Below are 11,552 nucleotides of genomic sequence, written 5' to 3'. Positions count from 1 at the left end.
TTGAGTGCCCACACAGATTGTCTGATAAATTGTTAAAGAGCAGTGCCGCTTCGTTTTCGCTGCGGCGCGGGGTGTGCATATTACGCTTTCCCGCTTCAGAGTCAAGCGTTTATTTTGCCTTTCTCTGCTGACCCGGCGGCGTGTGTGCCGTTGTTCCGTGTCAGTGGAGGCGCATTATAGGGAGTAATTCCGAAGCTGCAAGGATAAAGTGAAAATTATTTACTGACTGCTCACTTTCCAGGCGAAACGCATCCCAGACCTCAATTTTCGCCTGGTTTTTAAACAAAAACGAGCCGCAAGCGGCTCGTTTTTGCGTTTTGTGACTTACTGCACTGCCACAATGCGATCGTCGTTGGCTTCCAGACGGATAACTTTGCCCGGAATCAGCTCTCCGGAGAGGATCTGCTGCGCCAGCGGGTTTTCGATCTGCTGCTGGATAGCACGTTTTAATGGACGCGCACCGTACACCGGATCGTAACCATTCTCGCTCAGCAGCTTCAGCGCATCGTCGGAGATGTGAATTTCATAACCACGCTCTTCCAGACGTTTGTACAGACGCTGCAGCTGGATCTGCGCAATCGACGCAATATGTTTCTCACCCAGAGGATGGAATACCACCACTTCGTCAATACGGTTAATGAACTCCGGACGGAAGTTATGGCTCACCACACCGAGCACCAGATCCTTCATATGGCTGTAGTCCAGCTCACCGAAACGTTCCTGAATCAAATCGGAACCCAGGTTCGAGGTCATGATAACTACCGTATTACGGAAATCGACCGTTCTCCCCTGCCCGTCGGTCAGACGACCATCGTCCAGCACCTGCAGCAGGATGTTGAACACATCCGGATGCGCTTTTTCCACCTCATCCAGTAGAATGACGGAATAAGGACGACGACGCACCGCTTCGGTCAGGTAACCACCCTCTTCATAACCAACATATCCCGGAGGCGCACCGACCAGACGCGAGACGGAGTGTTTCTCCATAAACTCGGACATATCGATACGCACCATCGCGTCGTCGCTGTCGAACATAAAGTTAGCCAGCGCTTTACACAGTTCGGTTTTACCGACACCGGTTGGCCCCAGGAACAGGAATGAACCAATCGGACGATTAGGATCGGACAACCCGGCACGGCTACGACGAATAGCATTGGACACTGCCTCAACTGCCTCATCCTGACCAATCACGCGCTGATGCAGATCTTGCTCCATGCGCAGCAGCTTATCGCGTTCGCTTTCCATCATGCGTGCCACCGGAATACCGGTCCAGCGCGCCAGCACCTCAGCAATTTCCGCATCAGTCACTTTGTTACGTAACAGACGCATGGTTTTGCCTTCAGACTGCGTGGCGATTTCAAGCTGTTTTTCCAGCTCAGGGATTTTGCCGTACTGCAGCTCCGACATCCGCGCCAGGTCGCCCACGCGTCGCGCCTGCTCAATGGCAATTTTTGCCTGTTCGAGTTCTGCTTTAATAGTCTGCGTGCCTGACAGGGAGGCTTTTTCTGCCTTCCATTCTTCTTCCAGCTCAGAATACTGGCGCTCTTTATCGTCCAGTTCCTCATTGAGCATATCGAGGCGTTTTTTACTGGCCTCATCAGACTCTTTCTTCAGCGCCTGCTGTTCCAGCTTGAGCTGAATGATGCGTCGGTCAAGTCTGTCCAGCTCTTCCGGCTTCGAGTCAATCTGCATACGAATGCTTGAAGCTGCTTCATCAATCAGGTCAATGGCCTTATCGGGCAACTGACGGTCGGCTATGTAACGATGCGAAAGCGTCGCCGCCGCAACGATGGCCGGGTCAGTAATTTGCACGTGGTGGTGCAGTTCATAGCGCTCTTTCAGACCACGCAGGATCGCGATGGTATCTTCAACGCTTGGCTCAGCGACAAACACTTTCTGGAAACGACGTTCCAGCGCAGCATCTTTTTCAATGTACTGACGGTACTCATCAAGCGTAGTGGCACCAACGCAGTGAAGTTCACCGCGCGCCAGCGCAGGTTTCAACATGTTCCCGGCATCCATCGCGCCGTCCGCCTTACCGGCACCCACCATGGTGTGCAGTTCGTCGATAAACAGAATAACGTTGCCTTCCTGTTTCGCCAGGTCGTTCAGCACGCCTTTCAGACGCTCTTCGAACTCCCCGCGGTATTTCGCACCGGCCACCAGCGCGCCCATATCCAGCGCCAGTACGCGGCGGCCTTTCAGCCCTTCCGGCACTTCGCCGTTCACGATACGCTGTGCCAGCCCTTCAACGATGGCGGTTTTACCGACACCCGGTTCACCAATCAGCACCGGGTTGTTCTTGGTACGACGCTGCAGTACCTGAATCGTACGGCGGATCTCTTCGTCACGGCCGATCACCGGGTCAAGTTTGCCCTGCTCAGCGCGTTCGGTCAGATCGACCGTAAATTTCTTCAAAGCCTGACGTTGGTCTTCGGCTCCCTGATCGTTCACGCTTTCACCTCCGCGCATTTTCTCAATCGCCTGAGTCACATTGGTGGTGGTTGCACCGGCAGATTTCAGCAGGTCGGTCAAGGTACCGCGTGATTCAAGCGCCGCCAGAACAAACAGTTCCGACGAAATAAAGTTGTCCCCACGTTTTTGCGCCAGCTTGTCGCAAAGGTTCAGCACTCGCACCAGATCCTGAGACGGCTGCACGTCACCGCCGGTACCTTCTACCTGCGGTAAACGGCTCAGCGCCTGATCGATAGCGGTGCGTAACTGGCCAGCATTAATGCCAGCAGACGTTAATAAAGGACGTACCGATCCCCCTTCCTGATTTAGCAAGGCGCTCATTAAATGAAGAGGTTCGATAAACTGGTTGTCGTGCCCCAGTGCAAGGGACTGGGCATCGGCGAGAGCAAGCTGGAATTTATTAGTAAGACGATCCAGACGCATAACTCCTCCCATAACAGGTCAAATTTGCTACTGGAGATTAAATGAGGTCATCCCTCAATTATTCAAGGTTAATGACCTGAATTATGTGAAAAGAAAACGGCACGTGCCGGATCGTCTTGATTCTTTAGGTTATATCAGCCAAATGAAACTTGCCATACGACCCGTCGTCTTGTCGCGGCGATAGGAGAAAAAATCACCCTTTTCGGTGAACGTACAGCGATCGCCACCGAAGATCTGCATTACGCCAATATTATTCAGGCGCTGGCGGGCAAGCTGATAAATATCCGCCAGATATTTTTCCCCGGCAGGCAGGAAGGCCTCAATGGCTTGCGGATCTTTATCTATAAAGGCTTCGCGAACCTCTGGCCCCACTTCAAAAGCACGAGGCCCAATCGCCGGACCAAGCCACGCCATGATATTGGCGGGATCATCATTAAAGCAGGAGACAGTCTCTTCCAGAACGCCCTCGCACAGGCCACGCCAGCCCGCATGCGCGGCAGCCACTTCAGAGCCTGCGCGATTACAGAACAGAACCGGCAGACAATCGGCTGTCATGACGGCACAAACCGTGCCCGGAGTATTACTGTAAGAGGCATCGGCGCGTTTAGAAGCGTATGGTTCTCCCGTCAGCTTCAGTACCGCTTTACCGTGAACCTGCTCCAGCCAGACCGGTTTCGACGGCAGATTTCCCGCAGCAAAGAGACGCGTGCGGTTCTCTTCAACGTGCTCCAGGCTGTCGCCGCAGTGCGCGCCGAGGTTTAAAGACTCCCACGCGCCCTGGCTCACGCCGCCAATACGGGTCGAACTACAGGCGGCCACGCCTGCAGGCAGCGGCCACTCCGGGACAATCAGTTTGGTCATAGCCAATCCACTTGATCCTTATGTTCTTCGAAATCGGCACGCATGGCGTCAATAAGTTCCACCATATCCTGCGGGATAGGCGCATGCCACTCCATCTGGATTCCTGTAATCGGATGATAAAGACGCAGCATGGTCGCGTGCAGCGCCTGACGGTCGAATTTACGCAATACGCTGATGAACTCATCCGATGCGCCTTTTGGCGGACGCGGACGCCCACCGTACACCTGATCCCCCACCAGCGGATGGGTAATGTGCGCCATGTGAACGCGGATCTGGTGAGTACGCCCGGTTTCCAGGCGCAGACGCAGGCGGGTATGAATACGGAAGTGCTCCATAATGCGATAGTGCGTCACCGCAGGTTTACCCATCGGATGCACCGACATATGGGTACGTTTCGTCGGGTGACGGCTGATCGGCTCTTCTACCGTGCCGCCAGCAGTCATGTGCCCAATCGCCACCGCTTCATATTCGCGGGTGATTTCACGCAGCTGCAGTGATTCCACCAGACGAGTTTGAGCAGGAACAGTCTTCGCCACTACCATCAGACCGGTGGTGTCTTTATCCAGGCGGTGAACGATGCCTGCACGTGGAACATCCGCGATCGGCGGATAATAATGGAGAAGTGCATTAAGCACCGTACCGTCAGGATTACCCGCGCCCGGATGTACAACCAGGTCGCGCGGCTTGTTGATCACCAGAATGTCATCATCTTCATAGACGATGTCCAGCGGGATATCCTGCGGCTCGAAGCGGATTTCCTCTTCGATTTCAGCATTGATGGCAACAGCTTCCCCACCAAACACTTTCTCTTTTGGTTTGTCCCAGATCTTGCCGTTTACCAGCACACGCTGGTCAAGGATCCATTCTTTTATGCGTGAACGCGAATAATCAGGGAACAATTCGGCCAAAGCCTGATCTAAGCGTTGACCGAGCTGATTTTCGGAGACTGTTGCGGTGAGTTCTACTCGTTGTGCCATAAACTGCTTCTTTGTTTAACGTTGGGTTTTACGGCTTTGCCGTTTAATATAGTGTGCTATTGTAGCTGGTCTTAATCGGGAGCAGGAACAGAGTTTCTCCCGGACAAACATTTGAGGAAAGTCAAAACGTCATGACGCGCATGAAATATCTGGTGGCAGCGGCCACGTTGAGCCTGGCTTTGGTGGGCTGCTCCGGTTCGAATGAACAGGTCCCTGACAATCCGCCGAATGAAATCTATGCGACTGCACAACAAAAGTTGCAGGACGGTAACTGGAAACAGGCGATAACGCAACTGGAAGCGTTGGATAATCGCTATCCGTTTGGTCCGTATTCGCAGCAGGTACAGTTAGATCTCATCTACGCCTACTACAAAAATGCCGATCTGCCGCTGGCTCAGGCAACTATCGATCGTTTCATGCGTCTGAACCCGACTCATCCTAACATCGATTACGTTATGTACATGCGCGGTCTGACCAACATGGCGCTGGATGATAGTGCGCTGCAGGGCTTCTTCGGCGTGGATCGTTCCGACCGTGACCCGCAGCATGCGCGCGATGCCTTCAATGACTTCTCCAAGCTGGTGCGCGGCTATCCGAACAGTCAGTACGTCACCGACGCAACCAAACGTCTGGTGTTCCTGAAAGATCGTCTGGCAAAGTATGAATACTCCGTTGCGGAATACTATACCCGCCGTGGCGCATGGGTTGCTGTGGTTAACCGCGTAGAAGGTATGCTGCGTGATTATCCGGATACTCAGGCAACGCGTGACGGCCTGAAGCTGATGGAAAATGCTTACCGTCAGATGCAGATGACCGCTCAGGCTGAAAAAGTGGCGAAAATCATCGCTGCGAACAGCAGCAACACCTGATATCGCTTCAATGCAAAACGGCAGCCAGAAGGCTGCCGTTTCTTTATTCATTTCAGACATCCGCTGAAGCGCTTTAGCCTCAACACATCCCGTCAACTATGACCGCAATTCGTACCTTCCACAAGGTAAATCTCACCTCTTCCTGCCCTGCCTCACAAAAAAGATTCCCTGACAAAAACCGACAAAATAACGTGATCTAAATCACACATTTTGACATTAGGTCGGGTATGCTGGAATCACCAAGACGGAAAGACAAGAGGTAAAATTTATGACAATGAACATTACCAGTAAACAAATGGAAATTACTCCGGCAATTCGCCAGCACGTCGCAGACCGTCTCGCCAAACTGGATAAATGGCAAACTCATTTGATTAATCCACATATCATCCTGTCCAAGGAGCCCCAGGGTTTCATCGCTGACGCAACTATCAATACTCCAAACGGCCATCTGGTCGCCAGCGCAAAACACGAGGATATGTACACCGCTATTAACGATTTGATCAACAAGCTGGAACGGCAGCTCAATAAAGTGCAACACAAAGGTGAAGCCCGTCGCGCCGCGACATCGGTGAAAGACGCCAGCTTCGCGGAAGAAGTTGAAGAAGAGTAATCCTTTAAATTGAGTGTACCGCCAACGCGCCTTCGGGCGCGTTTTTTATTGACAGGGTGAAAACAGTACGGGTACTTTAACGGTATCAATCACAGGATGACTTTATGAAACTTACGCCGTTCTTCTTCGCATTCTTTTTTACCTTCCCCTGAACGGGAGGCGTTTCGTCGTGTGATAAAGAATGCGAAGACGAACAATAAGGCCTCCCATACCGGGGGGCCTTTTTTATTGATAACGATAAAATGAGACAGGCAACACTATGACACCGGAAAACCCGTTACTGGATCTTCGAGTAAAAATCAGCGCGCTGGATGAAAAATTGCTGGCGCTGCTGGCCGAACGCCGCGCGCTCGCCATTGAAGTAGGCAAAGCCAAACTGGACTCCCATCGCCCGGTGCGTGATATCGACCGCGAGCGCGACCTGCTGGAGCGTCTGATCCAGCTAGGCAGAGCGCATCACCTCGATGCCCATTACATCACCCGGTTGTTCCAGCTCATCATCGAAGACTCCGTTCTCACCCAGCAAGCGTTACTCCAGCAGCATCTGAACAAAACCAACCCGCACTCGGCACGCATCGCCTTCCTCGGGCCTAAAGGCTCCTACTCTCACCTGGCCGCACGTCAATATGCCGCGCGCCACTTCGAAGAATTTATTGAGAGCGGCTGTGCGAAGTTTGCCGACATTTTTAACCAGGTCGAGACCGGCCAGGCCGATTACGCCGTCGTGCCGATTGAAAACACCAGCTCCGGTGCCATTAACGACGTCTATGATTTACTGCAGCACACCAGCCTGTCACTTGTCGGCGAGCTGACGATCCCTATCGATCACTGCGTGCTGGTCTCCGGCTCAACCGACCTGAGCACGATCGAAACCGTGTACAGCCATCCGCAGCCGTTCCAGCAGTGCAGCCAGTTCCTGAACCGCTATCCGAACTGGAAAATTGAGTACACCGAAAGCACCTCGGCGGCGATGGAAAAAGTGGCGCAGGCCAACTCCCCAACCGTTGCAGCGCTCGGCAGCGAAGCGGGCGGCGCGCTGTATGGACTGCAAGTGCTGGAACGCAACCTGGCAAACCAGACGCAAAACATCACCCGTTTCGTGGTGCTGGCCCGCAAGGCTATCAACGTGTCAGACCAGGTGCCGGCGAAAACCACGCTGCTGATGGCAACCGGCCAGCAGGCCGGCGCGCTGGTTGAAGCCCTGCTGGTGCTGCGCAACCACAACCTGATCATGACCAAACTGGAATCACGCCCAATCCACGGTAACCCGTGGGAAGAGATGTTCTACCTCGATATCCAGGCCAACCTGGAGTCAGCTTCCATGCAGAAAGCCCTGCGCGAACTGGGCGAAATCACGCGCTCCATGAAAGTGCTGGGCTGCTATCCGAGCGAAAACGTCGTCCCGGTTGACCCGGCTTAACGTTCGATAAACCGGCTTTTCTTCATCCCTGCTACGCTGACAGGCAGGGTGAAGATGCCGCCGGAGAGCGGATACTTCTCCACCTCCTCCGCATCCATATTTTCCCGCGTGGTGGTAATGAACAGCGTTTTCATGTCGTCGCCGCCAAAGCAGACCATCGTCGGGCAACGCACCGGCATGCGGTATTCTTCCAGTTGCTCCCCTTGCGGAGAAAAACGCGCAATACGCCAGCCGTCAAACAGCGCACTCCAGTAGCAGCCTTCCACATCCATCGCCGCGCCGTCGGGTATCCCTTCTCCCGCTTTAAACTGACGAAACACCTCGCGCCTGCCAGGGTCACCATGCTCATCAAGCGGCGTACGGTAAATTACGCCGTTTGGCGTGTCGGAGGTAAACATCCACCGCTTATCCGGGCTAAACGCTAAGCCGTTGTGCCCGTGAATATCGCACTGGATCACCTTCGGCGCCAGGTCGTTGTCGATGCGCATCAGCAGGGCACCGTTGTAATCTCCCGGCCCCCAGAACGTGCCCGCATAGAAACGTCCCTGATGGTCGGTCCCCCCATCATTAAAACGTGCGAGCTGCGGGTTTGAGGGGTTATCGCACACCTTGCGCTGCAGGAGCCCATGCTTATCGGCAAGCCATATGCCGTTGCGCATGGCGACAATAAAGCCGCCGCGCTCGCGCAGGGCAAAGCAGCCCACCTCTTCATGGAAGGAGAGCACGGTATGTTCCGCCGTTGACAGGTGGTAGCGGTGGATCTCCCCTTCCAGAATATCCGCCCAGTAAAGCGCATTTTCTTCTGCGCTCCACGTCGGGCATTCGGGCAGATGCCCGGTGTAGTTCAACAGCAGCTGCGGTTCAGCCATGACAGTTCCCCAAAATGAAAAAAGCCAGCATTGCTGGCTTTCAGTATATACATCATTGGATTACTGGCGACTGTCATTTGCCTGGCGCAACAGCGTGCGGCTTTCACTCTGGAAACGCGTGGCGTAATCGCCGAACCAGTGCTCCACTTTGCGGAAGCTGTCGATAAACGCCTGCTTGTCTCCGTGCTCCAGCAGGGTAATGGCTTCACCAAAGCGCTGATAGTAGCGCTTGATCAGCGCCAGGTTATTTTCAGACGACATAATGATGTCGGCGTAAAGCTGCGGATCCTGCGCAAACAGACGCCCGACCATCGCCAGCTCCAGACGATAGATAGGTGAAGAGAGCGCCAGCAGCTGTTCAAGCTGCACGTTCTCTTCCGCCAGATGCAGACCGTAGGCAAAGGTCGCAAAGTGGCGCAGCGCCTGAATGAACGCCATGTTCTGATCGTGCTCGACCGCGCTGATGCGGTGCAGCCTCGCGCCCCAGACCTGGATCTGCTCCAGGAACCACTGATAGGCTTCCGGCTGACGACCGTCGCAGTAAACCACCACCTGCTTCGCCAGGCTGCCGCTGTCCGGGCCAAACATAGGGTGCAGGCCCAGCACCGGGCCGGTATGTGCAGCCAGCATCGCCTGCAGAGGACCATTTTTGACGGAGGCCAGATCCACCAGAATGCAATCTTTCGGTAGAGGCGGGAGCTTTCCGATGATCTGCTCCGTCACGTGGATCGGCACGCTGACGATGACCATTCCGGCATCTTTCATCAGTTCCGGAGCATGCGCCCAGTCCTCTTTTTCCAGAATGCGCACCTGATAGCCAGAAAGCGTCAGCATTTTCTCGAACAGACGCCCCATCTGTCCTGCTCCGCCGACAATCACCACCGGCCGCAGGGACGGGCAGAGGGTTTTAAAGCCCTTGTCGTTTTCGCTGGAATAGGATTCCCGCATCACGCGACGCAGAACATCTTCAATCAAATCCGGCGAAACGCCCAGCGCCTGGGCCTCTTTACGACGGGAGGCCAGCATTGAGGCTTCGCGCTCCGGGACGTAAATCGGCAGGCCGTATTTGCTCTTCACCTCACCGACTTCAGCAACCAGTGCCATGCGGCGCGCCAGCAGGTCCAGCAGCGCCTTATCTACTTCATCAATTTGATCGCGCAGTGCGGTCAATTCAGCAACCATAACTACCCTCTTAAGCCAGACGCGTCGCCAGCTGGCCGCTTAAATCTTTATGGATCTCACGCAGCAGCGCATCGGTGGTTTCCCAGCTGATGCAGGCATCCGTGACGGAGACGCCGTGCTTCATCGCGCTGCGCGGCTGTTCTGATGACTGATTGCCTTCATGAATGTTGCTCTCAATCATCAGACCAATAATCGAACGGTTTCCGTCTTTGATCTGTGCAACCACGGATTCCGCAACCGCTGGCTGGCGACGGTAATCTTTATTCGAATTACCATGACTGCAATCTACCATCAGTGCCGGACGCAGTCCCGCCTGTTCCATCTCTTTTTCACACTGCGCCACGTCCGCCGGGCTGTAGTTTGGCGCTTTCCCGCCGCGCAGGATCACATGACCGTCCGGGTTGCCCTGCGTTTGCAGCAGACACACCTGGCCCGCCTGGTTGATACCGACAAAGCGGTGCGGCATAGCGGCGGCGCGCATGGCGTTGATCGCCGTCGCCAGGCTGCCATCGGTACCGTTTTTAAAGCCAACCGGCATCGACAAGCCAGACGCCATCTCGCGGTGGGTTTGCGATTCAGTCGTACGCGCACCAATCGCGGACCAGCTGAACAGATCGCCCAGGTACTGCGGGCTGTTCGGATCCAGCGCTTCGGTTGCCAGCGGCAGCCCCATGCTGACCAGCTCCACCAGCAGGCGACGCGCAATCTTCAGGCCTGCTTCCACATCAAACGAGCCATCCATGTGCGGATCGTTAATCAACCCTTTCCAGCCGACGGTCGTACGTGGCTTCTCAAAATAGACGCGCATCACCAGATAGAGGCTATCGCTGACCTCCTCCGCTAATGCTTTAAATCGACGAGCATACTCAATGGCGGTTTCAGGATCGTGAATAGAGCAAGGACCACATACCACCAGCAGGCGCGGATCGCGGCCGGCGATTATGTCAGAAATGGTCTGGCGAGAGTGCTCGATCTGAGCCTCCTGCGCGGCGCTCAGCGGAAACTCCGCTTTCAGTTGATCCGGGGTAATCAGAACCTGTTCGTCAGTGATATGTACGTTGTTCAGCGCGTCTTTTTGCATGATAGCGATCCTGTAAAGCTCGTTTGCGATAGTTGTTTTCCTCAGTGAGGTGAAACCACGATACCATAAAAAGTAAACATTTCAATCCAAAATACGTACACATTACTTTACATCAGCCAATTAATTGCAAAAATCAGCCGCTAAAAACGTAAATTTAAAATTACACCCTAACTTTCTTCCGCCAAGCTATGCTGAAGAAAAAGGAGAAGGATTATGCGATCGATTGCTCTCGTCCTGCTGTCGCTGTTTTTATCGGGCTGCCAGATTAATCCTTACACTTTCCAGCCCAACTGGACGAGCCCGGACTGGTTCAGTGCGGGTAAAGAAGACGCCATGAATGGCCTGCCGGTTAAAGATAACCAGACCCTGGCCGATAGTTTTAACGACCCCAATATTGATCGTAGTGAATATCTCCGTGGCTATGCTGATGGTCAGAAAAAAGTATGCGAAGAAGGCTTTATTCACGCATGGGGATTAGCGGGCAAATCTTATCCCGCCAGTTGTGATACCGTTGAAAATGCAGCGAAACTGCACGCGTCATGGCAAAAAGGAATGGATGAAAGTATGCGTTCCAGCAGGCTTAATTAAGTTTGCTTTTATTCTTTGGAAAATAAACAACTGTAGGATTTAGCTTAGGTAAGCCATGGGCTATTTCTGACATAATGACGGCTCTGATAAACAATGGTATTCTGCCCGCAACTCTTAAGGACATCTATTTCCGGAGCGGTACGGCGGATTCTGGTGAGAAATTTATACTTGAACTCTTTGTTCCGACTCACTCTGGT

Annotated in this window: 11 protein-coding genes and 1 other annotated feature; of the genes, 5 read left to right on the top strand and 6 right to left on the bottom strand. The window is 53.9% G+C overall.

What is annotated here, in order from left to right; all coding sequences use genetic code 11:
* Window positions 1-324 precede the first annotated feature (324 nt).
* From clpB to rluD, 3 genes are all read right to left on the bottom strand, one after another.
* The gene (gene clpB / locus URZ40_RS21420) at window positions 325-2,898 is read right to left on the bottom strand and encodes an ATP-dependent chaperone ClpB (RefSeq protein WP_116343782.1); all 2,574 of its coding nucleotides are present in this window, start codon (window positions 2,896-2,898) and stop codon (window positions 325-327) included.
* 129 nt (window positions 2,899-3,027) lie between these two features.
* On the bottom strand, window positions 3,028-3,759 hold the full coding sequence (gene yfiH / locus URZ40_RS21415; protein ID WP_316380974.1) for a purine nucleoside phosphorylase YfiH: 732 nt from the start codon (window positions 3,757-3,759) through the stop codon (window positions 3,028-3,030).
* Window positions 3,756-4,736: a 23S rRNA pseudouridine(1911/1915/1917) synthase RluD gene (gene rluD, locus URZ40_RS21410; RefSeq protein WP_080330260.1), complete on the bottom strand. Its 981-nt coding sequence runs from the start codon at window positions 4,734-4,736 to the stop codon at window positions 3,756-3,758. The genes yfiH and rluD overlap by 4 nt, the downstream gene beginning before the upstream one ends.
* A gap of 131 nt (window positions 4,737-4,867) precedes the next feature.
* Here rluD and bamD point away from each other — a divergent pair, with 131 nt between their 5' ends.
* The 4 genes from bamD (at window position 4,868) to pheA (ending at window position 7,635) form a co-directional block, all read left to right on the top strand.
* The gene (gene bamD, locus URZ40_RS21405) at window positions 4,868-5,605 is read left to right on the top strand and encodes an outer membrane protein assembly factor BamD (protein WP_023308867.1); all 738 of its coding nucleotides are present in this window, start codon (window positions 4,868-4,870) and stop codon (window positions 5,603-5,605) included.
* A gap of 268 nt (window positions 5,606-5,873) precedes the next feature.
* Window positions 5,874-6,215 carry a ribosome-associated translation inhibitor RaiA gene (gene raiA, locus URZ40_RS21400; protein ID WP_003863162.1) on the top strand — a complete coding sequence of 114 codons (342 nt, stop codon included), beginning with the start codon at window positions 5,874-5,876 and terminating at the stop codon, window positions 6,213-6,215.
* A gap of 103 nt (window positions 6,216-6,318) precedes the next feature.
* Window positions 6,319-6,444: a sequence feature (Phe leader region), on the top strand.
* Window positions 6,320-6,367 carry a pheA operon leader peptide PheL gene (gene pheL, locus URZ40_RS21395; protein ID WP_100249759.1) on the top strand — a complete coding sequence of 16 codons (48 nt, stop codon included), beginning with the start codon at window positions 6,320-6,322 and terminating at the stop codon, window positions 6,365-6,367. (Overlaps the previous feature by 48 nt.)
* A gap of 30 nt (window positions 6,445-6,474) precedes the next feature.
* Window positions 6,475-7,635 carry a bifunctional chorismate mutase/prephenate dehydratase gene (gene pheA, locus URZ40_RS21390; protein WP_116343784.1) on the top strand — a complete coding sequence of 387 codons (1,161 nt, stop codon included), beginning with the start codon at window positions 6,475-6,477 and terminating at the stop codon, window positions 7,633-7,635.
* Here the strand turns inward: pheA and URZ40_RS21385 are convergent.
* The 3 genes from URZ40_RS21385 to aroF are packed head-to-tail and all read right to left on the bottom strand — an operon-like array spanning window position 7,632 to window position 10,767.
* Complete coding sequence (locus tag URZ40_RS21385) at window positions 7,632-8,504, bottom strand: SMP-30/gluconolactonase/LRE family protein (protein ID WP_316380198.1); 873 nt, start codon at window positions 8,502-8,504, stop codon at window positions 7,632-7,634. The genes pheA and URZ40_RS21385 overlap by 4 nt on opposite strands.
* Before the next feature lie 60 nt (window positions 8,505-8,564).
* Window positions 8,565-9,686 (bottom strand): bifunctional chorismate mutase/prephenate dehydrogenase, encoded by a 1,122-nt coding sequence (gene tyrA, locus URZ40_RS21380; RefSeq protein ID WP_163330166.1) that lies wholly within the window; start codon window positions 9,684-9,686, stop codon window positions 8,565-8,567.
* Between the two features lie 10 nt (window positions 9,687-9,696).
* Window positions 9,697-10,767 (bottom strand): 3-deoxy-7-phosphoheptulonate synthase AroF, encoded by a 1,071-nt coding sequence (gene aroF, locus URZ40_RS21375; protein WP_041908638.1) that lies wholly within the window; start codon window positions 10,765-10,767, stop codon window positions 9,697-9,699.
* Window positions 10,768-10,980: 213 nt separating this feature from the next.
* On the opposite strand from aroF, the gene URZ40_RS21370 reads away from it, so the two are divergent.
* Window positions 10,981-11,355, top strand: coding sequence for a DUF2799 domain-containing protein (locus URZ40_RS21370; RefSeq protein WP_116343787.1), 375 nt, complete (start codon window positions 10,981-10,983; stop codon window positions 11,353-11,355).
* Window positions 11,356-11,552: the final 197 nt, after the last annotated feature.

This window comes from Enterobacter sp. 296B2, assembly GCF_034106185.1.
GTDB lineage: Bacteria > Pseudomonadota > Gammaproteobacteria > Enterobacterales > Enterobacteriaceae > Enterobacter > Enterobacter cloacae_N.
Note: the sequence above shows the minus strand (reverse complement) of the source record. Positions and strands in the feature narration are given on the sequence as shown.

What these genes read in the sequence shown, in the direction of transcription:
- yfiH (WP_316380974.1), bottom strand. Translation starts at nt 3,759, where the DNA reads ATGACCAAACTGATTGTCCCGGAGTGGCCGCTGCCTGCAGGCGTGGCC.
- URZ40_RS21385 (WP_316380198.1), bottom strand. Translation starts at nt 8,504, where the DNA reads ATGGCTGAACCGCAGCTGCTGTTGAACTACACCGGGCATCTGCCCGAA.
- clpB (WP_116343782.1), bottom strand. Translation starts at nt 2,898, where the DNA reads ATGCGTCTGGATCGTCTTACTAATAAATTCCAGCTTGCTCTCGCCGAT.
- raiA (WP_003863162.1), top strand. Translation starts at nt 5,874, where the DNA reads ATGACAATGAACATTACCAGTAAACAAATGGAAATTACTCCGGCAATT.
- URZ40_RS21370 (WP_116343787.1), top strand. Translation starts at nt 10,981, where the DNA reads ATGCGATCGATTGCTCTCGTCCTGCTGTCGCTGTTTTTATCGGGCTGC.
- aroF (WP_041908638.1), bottom strand. Translation starts at nt 10,767, where the DNA reads ATGCAAAAAGACGCGCTGAACAACGTACATATCACTGACGAACAGGTT.
- rluD (WP_080330260.1), bottom strand. Translation starts at nt 4,736, where the DNA reads ATGGCACAACGAGTAGAACTCACCGCAACAGTCTCCGAAAATCAGCTC.
- bamD (WP_023308867.1), top strand. Translation starts at nt 4,868, where the DNA reads ATGACGCGCATGAAATATCTGGTGGCAGCGGCCACGTTGAGCCTGGCT.
- tyrA (WP_163330166.1), bottom strand. Translation starts at nt 9,686, where the DNA reads ATGGTTGCTGAATTGACCGCACTGCGCGATCAAATTGATGAAGTAGAT.
- pheA (WP_116343784.1), top strand. Translation starts at nt 6,475, where the DNA reads ATGACACCGGAAAACCCGTTACTGGATCTTCGAGTAAAAATCAGCGCG.